The sequence below is a fragment of the Hominisplanchenecus sp. genome (genome assembly GCF_046967715.1).
GTDB lineage: Bacteria > Bacillota > Clostridia > Lachnospirales > Lachnospiraceae > Hominisplanchenecus > Hominisplanchenecus faecis.
The window spans coordinates 19463-41736 of the sequence record NZ_JBKVNQ010000020.1; the positions used below are offsets into that span (position 1 = coordinate 19463).

The 22274-nt window shown below is 45.4% G+C and carries 20 protein-coding genes and 1 pseudogene; all 21 read right to left on the minus strand.

Going from position 1 to position 22274, the window contains the following annotated elements; translation table 11 throughout:
• Nucleotides 1-11 precede the first annotated feature (11 nt).
• A complete protein-coding gene (locus ACLTL4_RS04445) occupies nt 12-641 on the minus strand; it encodes a cyclodeaminase/cyclohydrolase family protein (protein WP_147631816.1) in 630 nt (209 codons plus the stop codon).
• A 45-nt stretch (nt 642-686) separates the two neighbouring features.
• Nucleotides 687-1316, minus strand: a pseudogene (locus ACLTL4_RS04450) (DUF3786 domain-containing protein); the annotation flags it as partial.
• Nucleotides 1317-1350: 34 nt separating this feature from the next.
• Complete coding sequence (gene acsV, locus ACLTL4_RS04455) at nt 1351-3273, minus strand: corrinoid activation/regeneration protein AcsV (protein ID WP_022119428.1); 1923 nt, start codon at nt 3271-3273, stop codon at nt 1351-1353.
• Between the two features lie 3 nt (nt 3274-3276).
• The gene (gene acsE / locus ACLTL4_RS04460) at nt 3277-4062 is read right to left on the minus strand and encodes a carbon monoxide dehydrogenase/acetyl-CoA synthase methytransferase subunit (protein WP_022119429.1); all 786 of its coding nucleotides are present in this window, start codon (nt 4060-4062) and stop codon (nt 3277-3279) included.
• Between the two features lie 32 nt (nt 4063-4094).
• A complete protein-coding gene (gene acsC, locus ACLTL4_RS04465) occupies nt 4095-5438 on the minus strand; it encodes an acetyl-CoA decarbonylase/synthase complex subunit gamma (RefSeq protein ID WP_022119430.1) in 1344 nt (447 codons plus the stop codon).
• A 27-nt stretch (nt 5439-5465) separates the two neighbouring features.
• On the minus strand, nt 5466-6407 hold the full coding sequence (gene acsD / locus ACLTL4_RS04470) for an acetyl-CoA decarbonylase/synthase complex subunit delta (protein WP_173897324.1): 942 nt from the start codon (nt 6405-6407) through the stop codon (nt 5466-5468).
• Nucleotides 6408-6823: 416 nt separating this feature from the next.
• The gene (acsB, locus tag ACLTL4_RS04475) at nt 6824-8947 is read right to left on the minus strand and encodes an acetyl-CoA decarbonylase/synthase complex subunit alpha/beta (protein ID WP_412320282.1); all 2124 of its coding nucleotides are present in this window, start codon (nt 8945-8947) and stop codon (nt 6824-6826) included.
• A gap of 1 nt (nt 8948) precedes the next feature.
• Nucleotides 8949-9731 carry an AAA family ATPase gene (locus ACLTL4_RS04480; RefSeq protein WP_173865772.1) on the minus strand — a complete coding sequence of 261 codons (783 nt, stop codon included), beginning with the start codon at nt 9729-9731 and terminating at the stop codon, nt 8949-8951.
• 68 nt (nt 9732-9799) lie between these two features.
• Nucleotides 9800-11692, minus strand: a complete 1893-nt coding sequence (gene cooS, locus ACLTL4_RS04485) for an anaerobic carbon-monoxide dehydrogenase catalytic subunit (RefSeq protein ID WP_412320283.1) — start codon at nt 11690-11692, stop codon at nt 9800-9802.
• Between the two features lie 118 nt (nt 11693-11810).
• Nucleotides 11811-12581, minus strand: a complete 771-nt coding sequence (locus tag ACLTL4_RS04490; RefSeq protein ID WP_022119436.1) for an AAA family ATPase — start codon at nt 12579-12581, stop codon at nt 11811-11813.
• Nucleotides 12582-12608: 27 nt separating this feature from the next.
• The gene (locus ACLTL4_RS04495) at nt 12609-13541 is read right to left on the minus strand and encodes a methylenetetrahydrofolate reductase (protein WP_147631693.1); all 933 of its coding nucleotides are present in this window, start codon (nt 13539-13541) and stop codon (nt 12609-12611) included.
• A 41-nt stretch (nt 13542-13582) separates the two neighbouring features.
• Nucleotides 13583-13774, minus strand: coding sequence for a CooT family nickel-binding protein (locus tag ACLTL4_RS04500; protein ID WP_022119438.1), 192 nt, complete (start codon nt 13772-13774; stop codon nt 13583-13585).
• A gap of 14 nt (nt 13775-13788) precedes the next feature.
• Entirely contained in the window at nt 13789-14106 is a 318-nt protein-coding gene (locus tag ACLTL4_RS04505; RefSeq protein WP_173897329.1) for a cobalt transporter, read from the minus strand.
• Nucleotides 14107-14258: 152 nt separating this feature from the next.
• Nucleotides 14259-14648, minus strand: a complete 390-nt coding sequence (locus ACLTL4_RS04510; protein WP_022119440.1) for a hypothetical protein — start codon at nt 14646-14648, stop codon at nt 14259-14261.
• Between the two features lie 95 nt (nt 14649-14743).
• Nucleotides 14744-15538, minus strand: a complete 795-nt coding sequence (locus ACLTL4_RS04515) for an ABC transporter ATP-binding protein (RefSeq protein ID WP_022119441.1) — start codon at nt 15536-15538, stop codon at nt 14744-14746.
• Nucleotides 15531-16454, minus strand: a complete 924-nt coding sequence (locus ACLTL4_RS04520; RefSeq protein WP_022119442.1) for an ABC transporter permease — start codon at nt 16452-16454, stop codon at nt 15531-15533. The genes ACLTL4_RS04515 and ACLTL4_RS04520 overlap by 8 nt, the downstream gene beginning before the upstream one ends.
• A 185-nt stretch (nt 16455-16639) precedes the next feature.
• Nucleotides 16640-17701, minus strand: a complete 1062-nt coding sequence (locus ACLTL4_RS04525) for an ABC transporter substrate-binding protein (protein WP_022119443.1) — start codon at nt 17699-17701, stop codon at nt 16640-16642.
• A 141-nt stretch (nt 17702-17842) separates the two neighbouring features.
• The gene (locus ACLTL4_RS04530; RefSeq protein WP_173865767.1) at nt 17843-18853 is read right to left on the minus strand and encodes an NAD(P)H-dependent glycerol-3-phosphate dehydrogenase; all 1011 of its coding nucleotides are present in this window, start codon (nt 18851-18853) and stop codon (nt 17843-17845) included.
• Between the two features lie 34 nt (nt 18854-18887).
• A complete protein-coding gene (gene plsY / locus ACLTL4_RS04535; protein ID WP_412320284.1) occupies nt 18888-19538 on the minus strand; it encodes a glycerol-3-phosphate 1-O-acyltransferase PlsY in 651 nt (216 codons plus the stop codon).
• A gap of 3 nt (nt 19539-19541) precedes the next feature.
• Nucleotides 19542-20870: a ribosome biogenesis GTPase Der gene (gene der / locus ACLTL4_RS04540; RefSeq protein ID WP_147631688.1), complete on the minus strand. Its 1329-nt coding sequence runs from the start codon at nt 20868-20870 to the stop codon at nt 19542-19544.
• The gene (locus ACLTL4_RS04545; RefSeq protein WP_173897332.1) at nt 20863-22227 is read right to left on the minus strand and encodes a DUF512 domain-containing protein; all 1365 of its coding nucleotides are present in this window, start codon (nt 22225-22227) and stop codon (nt 20863-20865) included. Before ACLTL4_RS04545 ends, der begins: the two co-directional genes overlap by 8 nt.
• Nucleotides 22228-22274 lie beyond the last annotated feature (47 nt).

Here is a 22274-nt window from a genome sequence, read left to right on the forward strand (position 1 = left end):
TTATCCTCCGCCTATTTCAGTCTTCCAAGAACACTTGCAAAGATCTCATCTGCCATCGGCGGGTATTTTGCCAGCATAGCATCTGCTTTTGCGTTCAGTTCTTCTGCATATTCTCTGTTTTTCATGGATTTTGTGTTGATATACACATTCAGGGAAGCTCCTTCCAGTGCTGCTTTACAGAATACGGCACCTACGCCTGCATCACTGATCGCAAGGGCTGAACCTTTTGCCGCAAATTCTTTGATCAGTTCAATCGCTTCACAGCATTTCTCCATGATCTCCATCGGTACGGAGCAGGCATCTTTCAGCACAATCTCCATAACGCGTGCTTTCTCCGCCTTCTCTTCTTCTGTCTCTCTTGGCATGCCATACGCCTTGGAGAGCGGCTCAAATACTTCCGCATCTTTCTCTACCAGAGTCAGCAGTTCTTTCTGAAGAACATCGCATTTTGCTTTTAACTCCTGCATTTCTTCTTCTACATCCGCATATTTTTTCTTTCCGACTGTCAGGCTTCCGACCATATTTCCAAGAGCTGTGCCGATTGCACCAACCAGTGCAGATGCACCGCCACCGCCCGGAACCGGTGCTTTGGAAGCCAGAACTTCTACAAATTCATTACATGGTACCGTTGAAAATCCCATTGTAAAATCCTCCTTCATTTTCTTTAATGTCCCGATCGCAATATCCCCGACAACTGCCAGGTCTTCTGCTTCAAAGGACAGCGGGAAATTGTCTGAAAACAGAATCTGGGAGGATGGTGGAAATTCCTCATCTCCTGCCCACAGCAAAAACTGTACGCGATGCCCGTTGATAAATTCAAACTCGTATCCGGCATCACCGTGTCCGCAATTTACTGCCCCCAGTGCTTCCATTTTGTTTTTAAATTCCTGCAATTTATTTCCATAAGAAAAAGCAAGCCGCATCATACATCTTCCGTTAAACTGACGGTAATAAACTTCTCCATGCGGCACTTCCCGATAAGTCAGAAACTTTCCGGTGCCTTCTGAGTGCACACCCCTTGTTAAAAATCGGATTGCCATGATCTTTGGCGGAACGCCATCCTCCATGGCTCCATATCCTTCATCAAATGGATTTGCCTTTCGGATGGTACATTCCGGCCATTTTACAAGAAATGCTTTCTGCATCATTCGCACTTCAAATTCCTGTGTCTCTTCATGCCAAGGTACTCCCACCCTGGCTGCGGCCTCTTTTGGATCGATTGCTGCAAATTCCTCCAGATAATGTTCAAAAGGAATTCTTTCTTTATTATCTTTTTCGTATCTTACCTGCATAAAATTCTCCTTTTGATGCCGCATTTATCTTCCGTCTCACATACGTTCGACTTGAATTTTACCGATTCGGAAACAGGGATGCATCTGTATGCGGCAGGAAACATGCCCCTACAAATTCATCCATATACTGCGGAATCGTACTGAGTTCAATATATGTCATATTAGCGGCAAGATCATATACTTTTCGCTCGGATTCGGTAGAACAGAGCATCGCATACGCACCTGCCAGTGATGTATTTCCTACATAATGATACATTTCAACCGGAATATCCGGGAACATTCCGATATTGATCGCATTTGCCATGTTGATACCGCTTCCGATACCACCTGCAACATAGACATTCTCGATCATAGAGATATCAAAGTCACAGTAAGAAAGCATGGTGCGGATTGCAGAGAAAATAGCTCCTTTCGCACGGATAAAGCTGTCGATATCCACTTCTGTGATTTCTACATCTTTGCTCGATCCTGCTTCTTCGCCTTCAAATGCCAGCACATAGCTGCCCATTCCGTCTGCATCGCGTTTCACGCGGCGGCCTTCTCTGACAAATTTTCCTTTTGGATTGATGATCTTGCAGCGGAACAGCTCACTGATAATATCAATGATACCGGAACCGCAGATACCAACCGGTTTTGTGCCTTCATTGCCAACGATCGTCAGCTTCGGCTCCATCGTTTCTGCATCTATCGTACATGCCTCGATCGCACCGTCGGTCGCTCGCATACCGCAGCTGATATCTCCGCCCTCAAAGGCTGGTCCTGCAGAACATGCACAGCTGAACATAAAGTCTGAATTGCCAAATACAATCTCACCGTTGGTACCAAGGTCGATAAACAGAGAGAATGGCTCCTGATTCCACAGCATCGTTACAAATGCTCCGGCTGTGATATCTCCGCCGACATAACTGCCGATATTCGGTGCAAGAATGATATGTGCATCCGGATTTACTTTGATGCCAATATCTCCTGCAAAAATCGAATTGGTCTTAAAGAAGGTCGGAATGTACGGTTCCATGCGAACCGGATCCGCATTAACTCCAATCAGAAGATGGTTCATCGTGGTGTTCGCTGCAACCGACATACGGTAAATGTTCATCGGGTTGATCTTTGCCTGACGGCACATCGTCTGTACCAATGGATTGATTGTCTCTTCAATGATCGCTTTCTGAAGTTTGTCCTGACCGCCCGGTTTGCGGGATTCGATAATACGGTTGATAACATCCGCACCGTAGCGAATCTGACCGTTACCGCTTGATCCTTTTGCAAGGATCTTTCCATCTGTCATATCTATGATGATCGCAGATACGGTTGTGGTACCAATATCGATTGCAAGTCCTGCAATAACCGGTGTTTCGTCCGCACCGCAGATGTCATAGACAAAAATGTCTTTTTCTGTTTTCCGGATCACAACGTTTACATCAAAATTGTGTTCACGCAGTACCTGTGCCATTTTATGGATCACAGAATATGGAAGCTTCACACGCTGCATTCCGGTAATTTCACGGATGGCTCTTGTCAGACGTTCGTTATCCGGCATAGTGTCATCCAGAGTTGGTACATCCATTTTAACATGAATGCTTTCAAGATTATTTTTGAGTTCGATACCTGCTTCTGTAATAGATTGCTTAATATTATCAAAGATTTTTACTTCATCCGGTGATGACAGATCCGCAACTTTCATACGGCTGCGATATGCAGAAGCAATATCTGGCACCATTACAGCAACATCCGCATTTATTTTGCTGCAGCATGCCAGACGCCATCCCTGTGCATATTCTTCATCACTGATGTGTCTCGTCTGTTTGGAATCCAATTCTCCCTCTACGAGTTTTACTCTGCATTTTCCGCAAGATGCATTTCCTGAACAAGGTGCATCGATAGCTACATTTGTTTTTCTCGCTACCTCAAGAAGGCTCTCACCGAAAGCAGCGAAGACTGTGACATCTTCGCTGTTTTCAAACTTAAAAGTAACCTTATACATTTATTAGATCTCCAGATAGGAGTCAGCATACAGAGTATTGCCTTTGAATACATCACAGGATTTGATGGTTTCCATCAGACGCAGGTCGTTCGGGTTAACGATTGCAGAAGTCAGACCCTGCATCATAGCCATTGCAACCAGGGCGGAATCCATGATCGGACGGATTGCTTTTGGCATACCGTTGGAGTTATTGGACAGACCACCTGTAGAATTCAGTCCCATATCAGAGAACATTTTGATACATTCCAGAACCTGCATCTGTTTGTCCTGCATACCTTTTACTACCAGGAAGAGCGGATCGAACCACAGATCTTCTGCTTCCATACCATGTTCCAGACCTCTTTCCAGAAGCATCTGGCAGTAACCCATACGCTCATCGTTGTCTTTTGCAATACCTTCGCCGTTACACAGTGCAATAACGATTGCATCGTTTGCAGCTGCAAGGTCGATGTTTTCGATTCTTCCTGCAGCATCTGCAGAGTTTACGATCGGTTTTCCTTTAGAACGGTTGTATACAGCGATACCGGCTTCGATGGCTGCTTTATTGGATGTATCCAGTGCCAGAGGTACGTTGTCAAATTCACCCTGCAGCAATTCAACTGCCCATTTCATCAGATCCGGGCCATATCCTTCTGCCGGTCCGATGTTTACATCCAGATATGTAGCTCCTGCATCCAGCTGCTGTTTTGCTCTTTTTAAGATCGGTTCCGGATCTCTTTCCAGAAACGCTTTATTTACTGCTGGAGCTGTTGTTGAAAGTCTTTCTCCGATTGTAACGAATTTTCCCATTATTTTGTTCTCCTTTTGCTTGTATATTTAGTTTATGCAAAGTCTTTCATGAACTTAACAAGCTGAACTGCTTCGTTTGGAGCAATGATGATCTCCCAGCCCGGCATTTTTGCTTCCAGCTCGCCCTTCAGGACAGCTACTTTACCAGGGATGATCAGTTTTCTGCTCTTAATCTTTCCTTCGATATCCTGTTCCTGGAAGAACTTGGCGATAGAAGAAGAAGAGAATTTACCAGCAGCCCATGATGTCAGTACGGAAAGACCGCCAGCATCATTGATAATCAGGTTTACCGGTACACCGGAACGTTCCAGCTCTCCGGAAACCAGGAAGTAAGTCAGTGCGAAGTCTACGGTTGTCAGACATACAGAGTTTTCATCTGCTCCGTTCAGAGGATAGACGCCCGGTTCCACTTTCATTGGCTTCTGAGGATCGGTGAACAGGTTCTGACGCAGACCATACAGAGGCAGAGCTTCTGCATAACCGATATGTTCTGCAACGATTACGGAACCATATTTCATTGTGAACAGGGACAGCAGTGCTGCCTGTTTGTGAAGATCACCTGCTGCAATTTTGTGCAGATTTACAATAGAAGGATATCCGAATGTTCTGTCACCGTCTTTGATTGCTGCCTTACGGATCTGAACTGCATTTTTGAATGTCTCTTTTACGTCTGCTCCGGTTACATCGATCACCAGATTCTTGTTTCCAAGACCTTCCAGCTTTTCTACTGTATCGTGGATTTCAGACAGATCTGCTCCGCTTACGCCAAGTACAACACCTGCTGCTGTGGCAACAGCGTTCATTGCTTCGTAGTTGGAAGCATCTGCACCATTCAGGATCGGTTTTCCATCTTTGCATACTTCCAGTGCTGCTTTTGCAATTTCTGCATCCTTACAGTCAAGGATCAGGATACGTCCTGTCTCTGCTGCTTTTTTCACCAGCTCAACATAATCCTGTTTGCCATCTGCACTGTAATTTACATATACCATCTCAACGAACATACGCTCGCCGATACGTTCATAATCAACTTTTTTAATGTCCTCAAGTTTCTGTGCAACTGTCTCATCATCCATGCATGTGCAAAGAGACATTGCATATCTTGTTCTGCTTACGAATGTTTTTTCATGACGGAACAGAACGGTTTCGCCGCCCAAAGACAGCTCTGCATCGCCTGCACCAACTTTGATCGTTTTCATTGGCGGCTCGGTAGCTGCTGAAAGTTTAGCCAGTGCTTCCGGTGCGAAATACGGACAAGCAGCGATATCAACTGCACCCTGTGCAACCTTCATAGAGAATGCCATACATGTCGGGCATCCACATTCTTTACAGTTTTTCTTTGGTGATAATTTAAAAATATCAAGACCTTTAAGTGCCATAATTACATCTCCTCCTTAACGCAACTCTTAGACTAATTCTTTCATCAGACCAGAAATGATCTTGATGGATTCCGGATGTTTCAGGATTACCGCATTGGAACCGGCAGCGATAACTGCCATTGCAGTTTCTACTTCCATATCGATTCCACGTTCTTCCTGTGAGCCCCATTCAGGAGCATCTGTTTCAGAAGCCATAGCTTCTTTTACACCCCAAGCCTCAGATGCTACCGGAGTAATGATCGGCATCTGCAGATTTGCATCGCCCTGCTGCAGAGCTGCCGCTTTTACACGATCCATAGTAGAGATAACATACTCAAAACCGTATCCAACTGCTGCACTACCTACGTTCATAACGACACTCTTGCTGTCAACACCAAGCTGAGAGATCAGTACGTTAAGCTGTTTAGCCAGGTTGATATCAACAGCTGATTCAGCACCTACTATCTGTTTGTAAGCCAGGCCTGCTGCTGCACCTACTGTCTTGTAATTTTCTTCTTTTGCTGAGAGGATGACTGCATTTTTACCGTTCAGGGCTTCTGCCGCTTTTGAGAACAGTTCTGCATCTTTCTCAACATTTTTACATCCGCATACTACAAGCGGAAGATCAACTGCATCTGCGATCTCTTTCAGTTCACCGATCAGTTCTTCTGTAGATTTGTTTGCTCCGTTTGGATCTCCGCCTTCCATACGGAAACTTAAAAAGTCTACACCTTCCATAGAAGCTGCTTTTCTGGCCATATCTGCCAGAGTAGCACAACCTTCATAATATTTTTTGATGCACTCCGGCTCATGTTCCATACCGAAATCTGTGATCTCGATACCTACCTTCGGTGCATTTTCGATTGCAGCATCAAAAGAATACAGCGGGAATACATTCTCGCCTCCGATTTTCACTGCTTTATCGCCAGTACCAAACTCAACAACGTTGATGCTGGCATTGAATTTTCCTGATTTTGCTGTAAATGGCATTTCTAAAAATCCTCCTTCATGCTTTTTAGACTGTTATAAAAACATTACTTCTATTTTACAACAGCAGCCTGTAAAAATCAATTATTTAACAATAAATTTTCAAGTCGAACGCACTTGAGACTTGGCACGCGATTCTGGTCGGCTTTGCTGACGATCCGCATAAAGCCAGAAAGCCGATTCTTCCTGTCGGATACCTCCAGAATCGCAGCTACGCTGCCCGCACTTCGTGCTCCTTGATTCTGTCGTTAATCGCCGTTTCAAGCATGATGCTCCAGATTGCTTTGCATTTCATGCTCTCGCAATCTGAAAATATTCGAAATCCGCCCTGTCGGGCTACTTTCTCATATTTTTGCGGGATCCAAACTCATGGATTTCCATGCAAGCATGAAATCCATGATCTTTTCTCCCTTGCATCATTACATCATCGGTTCCATGGTCAGAGCCGGATGTCCTTTTTCTTCGAGGTAGGCCAGCAGTGTTTCCGGATCTTCTGCGATAGTCTCATCTGCGATCATATCACAGAAGTTATCAATGCCGTACAGCTCTTTTGCTGTTGCGTTCAGTCTTTCTGCTACCTGTTCTTTCAGTTCTTTTGGCATCCATACGATACGTGCTACTCCGCCTTCTGCTTTCATGAATTTTTTGGAAGCAATGAAATGTTTTCCATGTCCCATAAATCCAGGAGTCTGTACACCACCACCTGTCATGGAAGCCAGTTCTGAGAATGTCATACCGATCGGAGTCATGCCTGCATATTCACGGTTTGCGATGCAGACACCGTTTGACAGCGGCTCGATACCACAGATACACTCGAAGCATCCACAGGATGTCATTGGTTTTTCAATGATAGAGTACAGGGATACGTCTTCCAGCGCACCCTGGGATAATTTCTGAACTGCTTCGTTTACGTCTTCGTATTCACCGATACGTTCATCGATCGGTCTTTCTTTTGTGATAACCTGACATGGTCCCTGAGGATCCAGCTCGTTGGTTGCTTTTGCATCCAGCCATGAAACAGCTCCGCAAAGTCCCAGTCTTTCCGGTGTAACCACGCATACGTGGGATGGGGAAAATGCCTGGCACATGATACAGCTGTAATATACATCAACGCCTTCGTCTGTCAGTGTGTTCAGACGCTCATCACGTTTGTCAAACAGCGACATAGCTACTTCATGACGGACTCTGGTACATTCTGCAGGGTCTGTGTAGATTGTTACCTGACATTTATCTACAACGGCTGCGAATTCGCTCTTTACTTTTGCATACAGAACTTCACCGATATGTTTTGCACGGAAGCCTGCTTCAAATGTCTCTTTGCTTACACGGATACGGATCATATCACGCTGACCGGTATGCATCATACCTTCTACACAGTTCAGGTATGAGTGGAATTTACGCTCGAATACCGGCTCAAAGTCGGACTGCATACTCTTTCCTGCTACTTCTACTACATAACAGATGCTCTGTTTGCTTCCTACCGGCATTTCGTCGATGTCCGGTCCTACCAGTGTGATCTTGTGATCTTCGATCTCAGATGCATCCTTTGTCATAACCAGCTCACAGCAGTCTACACGGGAGCCGTCGAACTCAACCTGCATATCGCCGCGGCGGATGATCTCACCTTCAAATGCAGATGCAAATGTAACCGGAATGTCGATGTTTGTGATCTTGATCTTGATATCTCTTGCTTCCAGAGAAGTTGCGTTGAATTTGGAAACGTCCGGCTGAACGATCAGGCTCTTTGGAACTTTGAAAGTATCTTCGTTTGTGATTACCGGGAAACCAAGTGCGATCGCACCTGCTCCACATGCAACGATAACCGGATCAAGCGGTGCAAATGCATTTACAAATGCCGGTACACGTTCCATGGTGTATTTCATCAGGCCTGCTGCATCACCCGGCTGAATGTTACCGAAGATCAGAGCTGCTCTTACTGCAACGGATACAACATGTATCACACTTGTAACATCTTTGCCCAGAGGGATCACACGTACGTTTGCACCTGTTTTGTAGCCAAGTTCTTCACACTGATCAATGATACCGCCAACCAGTGTAACCAGGATACCCTGTGACTGATAGCTCTTTACCAGGTCAACGCCTTCCTGTGCAGTCGGTGCAGCACCAAGGATAACTGCAACACCCGGAATATCACCTGTTACCAGCGGTACACCAAGTTCACGGATCACTGCATCTGCCAGATGTCCGTAGCACGGAGCTTCATATGGTGCAGCTCCGTCAATATATTTCAGTACTTCGATAAATTCTGCACACAGAGCGGTTGCAATACCGGACATAAATGCATCATTTAATTTCTGCTCTCTTGTCATCAGGGTTTTTACAACGCCCAGAGCTTCTTTTAACTGTCCCAGTGTAGCAACCTTTGTACCGGTTACTGCATAATAACATGGCAGGCTGTAAGCCGTATCCGGGAAAGCAATCGCTTTATCTGCACCATGTTTTTCGATCGCAGCATCGATTGCACCCTCTGTCAGGCCATATACGGTATCATTTCCACTGAATACAACATCAAATAATGTCACTTTATTTACCTCCTTTGGACAGATCTGCGTCTATCCTGCTTTTTATTATTGAAATCTCTGCTTTTGCGTTCGGGCTTACATCAAACGGTGATCTTCCCTGACGGTCTGCATCGATTATTTCTGAATTGTAATGAATAAATCCAAGCAAATCTTCCTGTGGTATTTTGGAACGGATAAATGCTTCATCATCCTCGTTCCTTACTTTGTTGGCAACCACGCGTACCTGGCGAACTCCAAGTTCCGCTGCAAGTCTCTTTACATTTTTATAAGTCTGGATACTTCTTGCCCCTGGTTCGATCACAACAATGAACTGGTCCATGCCTTCTGTCGTTCCACGGCCAAGATGCTCAAGCCCAGCCTCCATATCAAGAATTACAACATCGTTGCTCCTTAACACCAGATGATTGATGATGCGCTTCAACATCACATGCTCCGGACACACACAGCCGCTTCCTGCTGTTTCAACGGTACCAAGAACCAGAAGTTTTACGCCATTACAGGTTTTTGAATAAGCATCTGGTATATCATCCACTTTCGGATTCAGCTTGTAAAACTGATTCTGATCATTCGCACCTGTACGTTCCTGAATCAGCTTTCGCATCCTGGTGATCGGCACGATTGAATCCAGATCTTCTTCTGAAAATCCAAGTGCCAGTCCAAGATTTGCATCCGGATCTACGTCTGCAGCAAGAACATGCTTGCCTTCCTGTGCATACAATCTGGCAAGTGTGGCTGCAAATGTTGTTTTTCCGACACCGCCTTTTCCGGTAACTGCAATTTTCATATCACTATCCGCCTTCTATTTTTCTTTGCAGGGCGAATAAAACCGCCCTGCGTTTGTTTTCATAAAGATTAGATTCCCAGTGCAGTTCTCTTCTCTTCGATTCTTGCAATCATAGCATCGCCCAGTTTGTCGATATCTTTCTCTACGGTGTATGCGGCTTCTACCCAGTCACGTACGCCTTCTGTCAGCAGCTGTGCGATCTGGTCAGAACCGGATACATACGGATCAACGCCCAGGAACGTATCGATACCGGTAGCTACTACATAGTTACCGATGGATACTGCTTTTTCGGACATCCATTCCGGTGCACATCCGACAACCGGAAGCTGAGAAATGTTCAGTCCGGAATCTTTTGCCAGCTCTGCTGCCAGGATCATCATACGGGAAATATCTACACAGGATCCCATATGCAGTACCGGTGGGATATCCGCCAGTTCACATACTCTCTTCAGACCTGCTCCGCAGAGTTCTTTTGCTTCTTTGTCCATCAGACCTGCTTTTGCAGCAGCCTGTGCAGAACATCCGGAAGCAATGATAATGATATCGTTTGCGATCATTTTCTTCATCAGCTCGATATGGGCTGTATCCGGTCTTACTTTCGGGTTGTTACATCCAACCATGGCAACTGCACCGCGGATAACACCGGATGTGATACACTCCAGAAGCGGTTTTGTTGTTCCCATCTCATCAACCTGAGAGTTTGCAACGCCATCCAGAGTTTTTACGATTGCTTCTACAGAATATCCAACTGTTGCTTTCTGTTTCATATCCGGAATATGTACCAGTTCCGGTTTTCTGTTTTTGAAGTTTTCGATCGCCATCTTAACGATCGCTTTTGCATTTTCTCCTGCTGTCTCTGCATTGAAACGAATGTACTCAGCATCCGGCATCTGTGCGATCGGAGAAGTGGTCACAAACTTAGTATGGAAACATTTACTCAGAGGGCCAAGTGCCGGGAAGATACACTGAACGTCTACAACGATTGCTTCACATGCACCGGTCAATACTACGTTTTCCTGCTGCAGGAAGTTACCTGCCATCGGAATACCACGACGCATTGCAACTTCGTTTGAAGTACAGCACACACCGGATACGGTGATCCCCTTTGCTCCCATTTCTTTTGCGTAAGCGATCATTTCCGGATCATCTGCATATTCACAGATCATCTCAGACAGTGAAGGATCATGTCCATGAACAACAATATTTACGTTTTCAGCAACCATAACACCAAGGTTTGCTTCAGTTTCGATCGGTTTCGGTGTTCCGAACAGAACGTCTGAGAACTCCGTACCTGCCATGGAACCTCCCCAGCCATCAGACAGACCGGCTCTTAAGGACTGACGGATCAGTGCCTCAGGAAGGGAAGAACATCCCATGTGGCTCATATGTAAAGAACATGATACTTCGCGGTCGATTGCTCTTGGTGCGATTTCTTCTCTCTCCCAGATCTCCTGTGTATGCTGAGGAGCTCTCTTTAAGAAGTTCTGTGTGCCGAATACTTTGCCGTATTCGCTCAATCCAAGATATGCTACTTCATGTGCCAGATCGTAAATATCTTTTCCTTCTGTCTCAACGCCCCATTCTTTTGCGATGCGGATCAGCTTCTCAGGGTCTTTGACCTTGTAAGGTCCTTCTGGTTTTGCACAGTACAATGTGTGGCAGATCTCACGGCCGTGATCAGAGTGTGTTGCCGCTCCGCCTGCTGTAAATTTCAGGTAGTTACGTCCTACGATACCGTGTACGTCGCATCCGCAGATACCTCTTGGTGCCTTCGGTGTGATACGGCAAGGTCCCATTGCACAGATACGGCAACAGACACCCTGCTCACCAAATTTACAGTGTGGGGTCTGTTTTGCTGCACGGTACTGCCATGCATCTGCTCCTACTTTTTTTCCTGTTTCCAGAAGTTTCTCTGTAGCCGCTTCGAATTCTTCAACGGTTGTCAATTTAAAGTTTCCCATCATCTACCTCCTTGTTTATGGGTTCCTATCCCACAGGTTTTCTCATATCCTATCCGCCCCCATGGGATATGGGGTTTTGAAATAAATCCCCTCACGGCTTCCCGCAAGGGGCTGTGTTTTATAAGCTGATAGAGTCCAGTATTTTATACAGTGCAGTTTTTACCGCTGCATTTTCCGGAAGCTCTGTCATTGGCTTTCCGTCACAGTCATACTCATAAACTTCCTGATCCTGTGGAACGACACCAAAAAGTGTAAGACCTTGTTTCTCAATCTCTTCTTTTGTTCCGTCGTTCAGTTTGCCTTCCGGTGCACGGTTTACGATCAGTCCGATCTGTTTTGGATTAAGTCCGCACTCTTTCACCAGTCCGGCAATACGTCCAACTGCCTGAACACCTCGTCTGGAGCAGTCGCTCACAAGAATGACCGTATCAACTTTTGGCAAAATGCCACGGCTGATATGCTCCATTCCTGCTTCGTTATCTACGACCATGTATTTGTAGTTCGGTGTCAGTTTCTGTACCTGTGCCTGAAGCAGACCATTTACAAAACAGTAGCATCCTTTGCCCTGTGTCCTGCCCATGACGAGCATATCATAGTCATCTTCTTCGACCAGGCAGCGATTCATCATGATCTCTGCATAGTCTGCTTTTGACATACTTGGCGGGATCGGGCTTTTTGCACTGTTCGCTGCATTTTCAATCTGCTCACGAACTTCACCGAGTGTCATCTCCACTTCAACGCCAAGTACTTCGTTTAAGTTGGAATTGGCATCTGCATCTACTGCAAGAACCGGTGTTTTCCCCTTCTCACAAAGATACTGTATCAAAAGCCCGCACAGCGTTGTCTTTCCCACGCCGCCTTTTCCTGCAACGGCTATTACCTGTGCCATAAATATTTCCTCCTGTTGCCTGTCTCTTTATACCAGTGTACGCAGACCGGAACGATTGATGATTTCAGAAACATCTTTCCATTTGTTCAGAGCATACAGATGGATGCCCTCAACGCCCAGTGCACGGTATGTATCGATCTGTCTGATCGTGTATTCGATACCTTCTTCTTTGAATTCTGCGATTTTCTTATCATAGAATAAATCAAAAGGTTTGCCCTCTGCATCTTTTGCTGCAAATGGATTTGGAAACAGCCAGTGTCTGGAGATCAGTCTGGAAAGTTCACGATCCATTACACAGCCGTTACGTGACAGTGCCATATTGATCGTAGCTGCCTGATCCAGAATTGGCATAACTCCTACGTCTACCGGCATGGTAACACCTGCTTTTCGGATTGCATCCAGCCAGTATTTGAACTGTTCCATATCCCAGCAGAGCTGTGTCATGATGTAGTCTGCACCATTGTCCTGTTTCTGTTTCAGAACAGCGATATCTGCTTCCAGGCTTCTGCAGGAAATGTGGCCTTCCGGTGAACCTGCTACTGCGATTTCGAATTTATCGCCGTACTGGTCACGGACAAATTTCACCAGGTCGGTAGCGTAATCGAAATCTCCCATGGTGCTTGTCTCACCCATCGGGAAGTCGCCGCGCAGTGCCAGCATATGGTCAACCCCTTCTTCCAGGTACTGATCCAGCTGTTCTCTGATACCTTCTTTTGTATTTTTGATTACGGTGAAATGTGTTACAGGGATGGAACCTGCTTTCTTGATCATCTGACATACTTCACGGTTTGCTCCAACGTTTCCGCCGCCAGCTCCGTAAGTACAGGAAATGTATTCCGGTTTGAACTCCATCAGATGTTCGATCGTTCCTGGCAGATTTGCCATACCTTTCTCTGTTTTTGGTGGGAATAATTCAAAAGAGAGAAGCTGTTTCTCTTTCATCTTTTCCGATAATTTCATAGTAACATACCTCCATTTTATTTTAATTTATTTGATAACTGCTAAGATTCCGTGCAGTTGATCTTCACAATACTGTTTGCAAGGTCTACCATTACGATAGTACCTTCCAGAACTTTCTGCTCGCCCATTACATCCGTAAGGGTGATTGTCTCTCCGTCAACATCGATCCTGCTTACAAATTCAAACAGTTTTGTCTCCGGATCCTGAGCTTTGTATACTGCTGCAAGACACATAATTCCGCCTCCTGTTAATTTTCTTTTACAGTGGCAAGTGCTACACTCAGATACAGGTTGCCTTTCTGGAATTCATCAACCGCTTTCCGTATCTGTTCCGCCGCTGTATCCATTCCGGCTTTCCGCAATTTGTCTGCCATCTGATCCAGTTCTGCTGCATGATGTTCATTATGCTGCAGCATATATGTTAAAAGTGCAATGTTTTCTTTTTTCGGATCATGTGACTCACAGCCGCTGCAGCCTTCCTGGCATACATCGTCGTGTGTATGTGCATGTCCGTGCTCATGACCATGAGGGCAAACATTGCCATTCTCATCTTTTATGATATGCACTGATATCTACTCCTTTCTGTACCTGCAAAATTACGCAAATACCCTTATATTGACAACATTATAACACAGCGTTTATGAATTCTCAACAAGAGATGATGTATTTTTTTTAATAATATCAGGGATATCGACGAAAGTATATCCTCTTCTAAAATTTACATCATATTCTCAAAAATCTGAAATAATATAGCTATAATCGCCACGATCAGGCAAACAATGATACGCACTCTGCTGTTTGCAGCATCTTTTTTTGTTTCCATATTTTCCTTTGATTTTATTTCCAGATAATCTGAAAAGTGTCCGGCATTATTTTTTGCCGTTTTTTTCTTTTTATGCGGTTTTTTATCACTGTCGTATTTTTTATGCAGTTCCATGTGGATTCCTTCCATCTGCGGAAGCACATAGTTTTCCGTCTGAAATCGTTTATCATCTTCAAAAAGATCTACTTCTTCCATTCCGGGCGGTCTGTTGAAATAAGCACACTGCGGACAGATCCCATCGTATTTATCATATTTGAAAAAAGTTTTACAACGTTTGCACTGCATCTGCATCCCTCCGTTTCCACTCAGCTAAAAAGAAAAAGCCTGTTGATTCCATGATAAGACATTATCGTGAAATCAGCAAGCTTTTTGCGTTTTTCTTACGCAAGCATCATTCTGTCATTTGCAAATTCTCCGCCGCTTGCCTGTTCAAACTTGGCAAGCAGATCGCTGACCTGAAGGTTTTTCTTTTCTTCTCCGGCCACATCATAAATAATCCGGCCTTCATGCATCATGATCAGACGGTTTCCAAGACGGATCGCATCTTTCATGTTATGTGTTACCATCATGGCTGTCAGATGATGCTCCGCAATGATCTTTTCGGTAAGTGCCAGTACTTTTGCAGCCGTTTTCGGATCCAGTGCTGCGGTATGCTCATCCAGCAGAAGCAGCTGCGGTTTCTGAAGAGAAGCCATCAGAAGTGTCAGTGCCTGACGCTGACCGCCGGAAAGCAGACCGACTTTGCTTGTCATACGGTCTTCCAGCCCAAGATCCAGGGCTTTTAACTGTTCTTTATAAAATACCTGCTCATCTTTTCCGATTGCCCATTTCAATCCACGCTTTTTACCGCGGCGGTATGCAAGTGCCAGATTTTCCTGGATCTCCATGCCGGCTGCAGTACCTTTCATCGGATCCTGAAATACTCTTCCCAGATATTTTGCCCTGGCATATTCCGGTTTTCTTGAAATATCGGTTCCATCCAGAATGATCTTCCCTTCATCGATCGGATAAACGCCTGCGATCATATTCAGCATCGTTGATTTTCCGGCACCGTTTCCGCCGATGATCGTCACAAAATCTTCGGACTGAAGTGTCAGCTCCAGCCCCTGCAGGGCTTTTTTCTCGTTGATCGTTCCTTTATTAAAGGTCTTTTTTACGTTATGAAGTTCAAGCATTGTCACTTCCTCCTTCCTTATAGGCACTTCTGATCTTCCATTTGTTGATGGCAACCGGAACGCAAAGTGCAAGTGCAACGATCACGGCAGAAAGGAGTTTCATATCGTTTGCATCCATACCAAGCTGGAGTACGATCGCACGGATTAGGAAATATACCACAGATCCGACAACTGCGGATATCAGACGGCTTCCGAAAGAACGCAGTCTTCCAAGAAGTACTTCACCGATCACGATGGAAGCCAGACCGATTACGATGGCACCGGTTCCCATATTGATGTCACCGAACTTCTGACTCTGACATACCAGTGCCCCAGATACGGCCACCAGACCGTTACTGAGCATCAGTGCGATCATTTTTGTTTTTCTGGTATCAACACCGAGAGCACGGATCATTGCTTCATTGTTGCCGGTCGCACGCAGTGCCGCACCGATCTCCGTTCCGAACAGCCAGTAGAGGAAAACGATCATCAGTGCCGCTATGATCAGTCCGACGATCAGAGAAACCTGAGACTGTGTCAGTCCGGTAGCTTTTACAACTTCTGAAAAAATAGTCTGTGCTTTCAGAAGCGGAACATTGGATTTTCCGCCCATAATACGCAGGTTGATCGACCACAGTGCAATCTGTGTCAGGATACCGGAAAGGATCGCCGGTATATCAAATACGGTATGTAAAAATCCAGTCACTGCACCGGCTGCAAGTCCTGCAAGCAGTGCGATAAGAATTGCTAGAATCGGATTCATGCCTTTGTTTGCGATCATCGCCGCACAGACACATCCGCCAAGTGCAAAACTGCCGTCCACGGTCAGATCGGCAATATCCAATATTTTATAAGTTATATAAACGCCAAGAACCATCAGGCCCCAGAGCACACCCTGAGACACTGCTCCAAGCATTGCAAGTGCTACACCACTCATACTGTCCTCCATATTCACCAAGATAAGGGAAGCCTTTGCCTCCCTTGTCTTTTTTATTGTTATTTATTTGTCTGAATCTGAGATGCTTTTGTAAGAATCATATCTTATGATGTTGGGATCAAAAGTCCCCAACTATGATGCCTGCGGATTATTCCGTGCGTCGCACTCCCACAATCCTCACCATCTTATTCTGCAGTATAAAGTGAATCTGCATCATAAGAAGAGACATCAATGCCAAGTGTATCCGCAGTCTCTTTGTTGATCAGCAGGGAACATTCTTCTGTGGAAAGATATTCAATCGGCATAGAAGCCGGATCAGCACCTTCTGTCAGGATTTTTGCGGCCATCTCACCTGTTTTATAACCAAGCTCATAGTAATTAATTCCATAAGTTGCCAGTCCACCCTCTTTTACCATGCCTTCTTCGCCGCAGATAATCGGGATTTTATTTTCGTTTGCGATCATTGCCACGGTTGCCATACCCGCTGCAATCATGTTATCAGTCGGTGCATAAATAACATCTACTTTTCCGATCATAGATTCTACAACCGTCTGGATTTCATTTGAGCTTGAGACGGTATAATCTGCTGCTTCCAGTCCTGCCGCCTTGCATGCTTCTTTTGCCATATCTGCCTGCAGTACAGAATTCGATTCTGCCGAACAATACAGGACTCCGACTGTCTTTGCATCCGGGATCAGTTTTTTCAGAAGATCGATCTGCTCCTTTACCGGAGTCATATCAGAAGTACCAGTTACATTTCCGCCCGGTGCATCGTTTGACTCTACCAGACCAGATTCTGCCGGATCTGTTACGGCTGTCAGCAGGATCGGAATATCTGAGGTAGCACCTGCTACGGACTGTGCTGCCGGTGTTGCGATTGTAAAGATCAGATCATCTCCGTCATTTACAAGAGTCTCAGAAATTGTCTGACAGGAAGAAGCCTCACCTGCAGCATTCTGCTGATCGGCGTCATATTTTATCCCCAGGTCATCCAGTGCTGCGAAAAATCCTTCGTTGGAAGCATCCAGTGCATCGTGCTGCACATACTGAAGAACGCCGATCTTATATGTTTTGTCGGATGTCGTAGTTGCTGCTGCGTCATCGTCTGCTGTACTCTTTTCTGTACCGGCAGCAGATTCTGTCTGTGCATCGGTTGCCGCAGTTGTCTCGTTTGTCTTGCTTCCGCATCCTGCGAGCATGGAGACAGTCAATCCCAGTGATAATAAAAATGCCAGTGTTTTTTTCATATTTTTCCTCTCCTGTTTCTGTTCATTTTTTTAACATTTTACCGGTTTAACGCTTTTATGCTTTCACGCTTTCACCTGATAAAGTGTTTGCTTATGAATAATACTATACACCCAGGAGAGCTCTTCGTCAATGTTTTTCTTTTACTTCCAGGCTCCGGCATCCGATTCTGTCTTCGGGTCACGCAGCATCAGATCATTTAAGGCATCAGCCGCCTTTTTGTCCTCAAACAGGATCTTGTTTACCTGCTCGATGATTGGAAGTTCTACCTGATATTTCTGTGCAAGGCGGATCGCTGCTTTTGCAGAATAAACCCCTTCTACGATCATGCCGACTTCATCCATTGCTTCCTGCATGCTTTTGCCCTGTCCGATCAGATATCCGGCTTTGCGGTTGCGGCTGTGGACGCTTGCACAGGTCACGATCAGGTCACCGATACCGGTCAGTCCGTAAAAGGTTTCCGGTATACCGCCCATCTTGATCCCCAGGCGTGCGATCTCAGCAATTCCTCTGGTAATCAGTGCCGCTTTCGTGTTGTCACCGTATCCCAGTCCGTCTGCCATACCGGCAGCCAGTGCGATCACATTTTTCAATGCACCGCCCAGTTCCATACCAAGCATATCCGGTGTTGTGTATACACGGAAGACCTTGCTCATGAAAATATTCTGCAGATATTCTGCCGTTTCTCTGCTGTGAGCCCCCACAACGCAGGTTGTTGGAATACATTTTCCGACTTCTTCTGCATGGCTCGGGCCGGAAAGCACTGCCACGTCTGCCTGCGGAATCTCTTCTTCAATGATCTGAGACAATGTCATCAATGTCTTTTCTTCGACCCCTTTTGCCACATCCACGATCTTCTGTCCTTCTTTGCAGAAAGCACGCATACTGTGTGCCGTGCTTCTTGTGAATGGGGAAGGAACCGCCAAGACCAGAATATCTTTGTCTGTCATGGCATCTTCAAGATCACCGGTGACATCAATATTCGGTGCCAAAATAACACCCGGCAGTTTTTTCTCATGCTGTCTTTTTGTGCGGAGCATTTCTACTTCTTCCGGGATAATAGACCAGATCATCACTTCATGACCATTGTTGTTCAGCAGCACTGCAAGTGCTGTCCCCCATGTTCCGGCTCCGATAATACCAATTTTTGCCATAAGAAAACCCCCTCTGTTTTTATTTTGCTTTTTTTTATTTCTTTTTATTTTTTGATGAAAGATATGTTTTTCGCTCTGTTCCGGATAACAGTCTCTTGATATTTTCACGATGTTTCCAGAATGCCAGCACAGCAAGAAAAATAGCAACTGCATACAGTTCATACAGGTGCGGCTGTGTCATATGGAAAAAGCCGTTCTGTCCAAGTACGATCACTTCGATCACAATTCCGACGTAGACAAGGAGCGAGCCAAGAGAAACATAGTGTGTCACAAAAAAAGTAGTAAAAAAAGTGATGATGCCGCAGATCGCCATGATCCAGTTCACTGACAGGACAAGACCGGCTGTGGCTGCAATCCCTTTGCCGCCACGAAATCCAAGATAAAACGGATAATTATGTCCCAGGATCGTCCCTGCCGCCGCATAAAACTCAAGCAATGGCAGAATATCCGCATGTGTTTTTCCAAATACGACTCTCACCAGCACCACGGCCAGAATACACTTGCTACAATCCCCGGCAAAAGTCAGAAGACCTGCTTTGAGTCCCATGGTACGCAGCATATTGGTCGTACCGGCATTGTGGCTTCCGTATTCCCGGATATCGATCCCATGTACTCTTCCTAAAATATAGCTTGTCTGGAACAATCCGAACAGATATCCGATTGCAAGGCATAACAGACGTATCATATTTTATTTCTCCTTTTCTCCACGTTCTCTGATAATAAATTTCAGCGGAGTTCCGCGGAACCCGAATGCTTCCCTGATCTTGTTTTCCAGATATCTTGTATAAGAAAAATGCATCAGTTCTTTGTCATTGACAAAAATCACGAATGTAGGTGGTTTTACCGCTACCTGTGTAATGTAATACAGACGCAGACGTTTGCCTTTATCTGAAGGCGGCTGCTGCATGGCCACTGCCTCTGTCATGATCTCGTTGAGCACACCGGTCTGTACACGCATGGTCTGATTTTCAATGATCGTATCGACCATGTCAAACAGTTTTACCAGTCTCTGTCCGGTCAGTGCGGAGACAAACATAATTTCCGCATATGGCATATAAGAAAGTGTATTTCTTACTTCGTTCGTATATTTATAAATTGTTTTATCATTTTTCTCGATTGCATCCCATTTATTGACTACGATCACAATGCCCTTGCCTCTGTCATGGGCAATACCTGCAATCTTGGCATCCTGTTCTGTAATCCCCTCTACGGCATCGATCACCATAACAACAACATCGGCACGTTCCACAGCTGTGACCGTGCGGATGATGCTGTAGCGTTCCAGTTCTTCTTTGATCTTGCTTTTCCTTCGCAGTCCTGCAGTGTCGATAAAGACATATTCTTTGCCGTTCCAGGTAACAGCCGTATCAATCGCATCACGTGTCGTTCCGGCAATATCGGATACGATACAGCGATTCTCCCCCAGCAGTCTGTTTATGATTGAAGACTTGCCGACATTTGGCTTGCCGACAACGGCGATACGCGGTCTGTCATCTTCTTCCTCCTCGGTATCATGTTCCGGGAAATGGCGAATCACTTCATCAAGCATATCGCCGATCCCCAGTTTGGAAGATGCCGAGATCGGGATCGGATCTCCGATACCGAGATTGTAAAACTCATAAGTATCTGCCATAAATTTCTGGAAGCTGTCAACTTTGTTCACGACGAGGATCACCGGCTTTTTCGCACGGCGGAGCATATCTGCGACACGTGCATCTGCATCTACGAGTCCCTGCCTTACATCCGTCATAAAAATGATCACATCTGCGGTATCGATCGCGATCTGTGCCTGTTCACGCATCTGTGACAGAATGATATCGCTGCTGTCCGGCTCGATACCGCCGGTATCGATCATGGTAAAATTTTTGCCAAGCCACTCTACGTCCGCATAAATACGGTCACGTGTCACGCCCGGTGTATCCTTGACGATAGAAATATTTTCTCCGGCAAGAATATTAAAGAGTGTGGATTTTCCTACGTTTGGCCGCCCCACAATAGCTACGATTGGTTTACTCATATTTATTCACCTCATCTGTATAGGAATGTTCGATTGTCTCTGTTTCCAATAAAAGGGCCTCGATCAGTGCCCGACCGCTTGATTTTACAATATTAATGTTCACTTGTAAAGATTTTTCCAGTTCCCCCACCGTCACATCATCCAGAAAAACATCGTATCCGGTACGGAGAATATTGCACGGAAGCAGCAGCTGCTTTCCAAGTTCTTTGCCGGTAAGCTGTTTTTTCAGATCCTGTCCAGTCAGAAGTCCGGAGACCGTGATCTTTTCACCGAAAAATTCGTTGACGATCGGATAGATGTGGATGGTCACGTTCGGATATTTTTCGCAGAGCTGGTCTGCGATCTGCTGTATGACAGGTGCCGCCAGCAGTCCGGTTGCAAGGGAAACGGTATGTTTCCGGTCATCGCCTGTCCGGTTTTCTATCTCTTCTTTTACTTCATCAAGGAGCAGCCGCATCATGCCGACGCCATTTTCCAGCTGAAGATAGCCATCATACTGTTCGGCCGGTGGAAACGTCTGTTCGGCTAAAATATACCATTCATCCGATGCATGGACAAAATGGATGCCGTATTCCTGATAAGCCTTCTTCTGCCATCCATGGATCAGATCCAGTACTTTCTTTGCATCTTCTTTATCAAAAGGTTCCAGCGGAAAAAGCCCGTCCCGATACTTTGACAGCCCAACCGGAACGACAGAAACACTTTGCAGGTACGGAAGGTATTTTGTCAGCTCACGTATGCTGAAATCCAGCTCTGCTCCATCATTGACGCCTTTGCACAGAACGATCTGGCCGTTCATATGAATCCCCGCCTCATAGAAACGGTCCACTTTTTTCAGAGCCTCCCCGGCAAATCGATTGTGCAGCATTTTGCATCGAAGATCCGGGTTCATCGTCTGAAACGAAATATTCATTGGTTCCATATGATAATATACAATGCGATCAATGTCATGATCCGACATGTTTGTCAGTGTGACATAATTTCCCTGCAAAAAAGAAAGCCTGGAATCATCATCTTTAAAATAAAGTGTATCACGCATACCTTTTGGCATCTGATCAATAAAGCAGAAAATACATTTGTTATGACAGGAACGATAGTTATCCATCAGACCATTTTCAAACTCAATCCCGATATCATCTTCATATTCTTTTTCTATCTCAAGCTCCCATTCTTCCCCGTTCGGTTTACGTATCAGAAGTTCCACATATTCATCATTCATCAGATAATGATAGTCCAGAATATCTTCGATCTCTTTCCCGCTTACAGAAACCAGTTCGTCTCCCGGTTCAATTTCCAGTTCTTCTGCAATGCTTCCCGGCAGTACTTTTGATACGATATGTTTGCCTTTTTTTCTCATACTTTTTTCCTTTTCTCTCTCTGTCAGAAATATCTTTTCTGCACTTT

What these genes read in the sequence shown, in the direction of transcription:
- ACLTL4_RS04445 (WP_147631816.1), bottom strand. Translation starts at nt 641, where the DNA reads ATGGGATTTTCAACGGTACCATGTAATGAATTTGTAGAAGTTCTGGCT.
- acsV (WP_022119428.1), bottom strand. Translation starts at nt 3,273, where the DNA reads ATGTATAAGGTTACTTTTAAGTTTGAAAACAGCGAAGATGTCACAGTC.
- acsE (WP_022119429.1), bottom strand. Translation starts at nt 4,062, where the DNA reads ATGGGAAAATTCGTTACAATCGGAGAAAGACTTTCAACAACAGCTCCA.
- acsC (WP_022119430.1), bottom strand. Translation starts at nt 5,438, where the DNA reads ATGGCACTTAAAGGTCTTGATATTTTTAAATTATCACCAAAGAAAAAC.
- acsD (WP_173897324.1), bottom strand. Translation starts at nt 6,407, where the DNA reads ATGCCATTTACAGCAAAATCAGGAAAATTCAATGCCAGCATCAACGTT.
- ACLTL4_RS04480 (WP_173865772.1), bottom strand. Translation starts at nt 9,731, where the DNA reads ATGAAAATTGCAGTTACCGGAAAAGGCGGTGTCGGAAAAACAACATTT.
- cooS (WP_412320283.1), bottom strand. Translation starts at nt 11,692, where the DNA reads ATGGGAAACTTTAAATTGACAACCGTTGAAGAATTCGAAGCGGCTACA.
- ACLTL4_RS04490 (WP_022119436.1), bottom strand. Translation starts at nt 12,581, where the DNA reads ATGGCACAGGTAATAGCCGTTGCAGGAAAAGGCGGCGTGGGAAAGACA.
- ACLTL4_RS04495 (WP_147631693.1), bottom strand. Translation starts at nt 13,541, where the DNA reads ATGAAATTATCGGAAAAGATGAAAGAGAAACAGCTTCTCTCTTTTGAA.
- ACLTL4_RS04500 (WP_022119438.1), bottom strand. Translation starts at nt 13,774, where the DNA reads ATGTGTCTTGCAGCAGTATACAAAGCTCAGGATCCGGAGACAAAACTG.
- ACLTL4_RS04510 (WP_022119440.1), bottom strand. Translation starts at nt 14,648, where the DNA reads ATGCAGTGCAAACGTTGTAAAACTTTTTTCAAATATGATAAATACGAT.
- ACLTL4_RS04515 (WP_022119441.1), bottom strand. Translation starts at nt 15,538, where the DNA reads ATGCTTGAACTTCATAACGTAAAAAAGACCTTTAATAAAGGAACGATC.
- ACLTL4_RS04520 (WP_022119442.1), bottom strand. Translation starts at nt 16,454, where the DNA reads ATGAGTGGTGTAGCACTTGCAATGCTTGGAGCAGTGTCTCAGGGTGTG.
- ACLTL4_RS04525 (WP_022119443.1), bottom strand. Translation starts at nt 17,701, where the DNA reads ATGAAAAAAACACTGGCATTTTTATTATCACTGGGATTGACTGTCTCC.
- ACLTL4_RS04530 (WP_173865767.1), bottom strand. Translation starts at nt 18,853, where the DNA reads ATGGCAAAAATTGGTATTATCGGAGCCGGAACATGGGGGACAGCACTT.
- plsY (WP_412320284.1), bottom strand. Translation starts at nt 19,538, where the DNA reads ATGATACGTCTGTTATGCCTTGCAATCGGATATCTGTTCGGATTGTTC.
- der (WP_147631688.1), bottom strand. Translation starts at nt 20,870, where the DNA reads ATGAGTAAACCAATCGTAGCTATTGTGGGGCGGCCAAACGTAGGAAAA.
- ACLTL4_RS04545 (WP_173897332.1), bottom strand. Translation starts at nt 22,227, where the DNA reads ATGAGAAAAAAAGGCAAACATATCGTATCAAAAGTACTGCCGGGAAGC.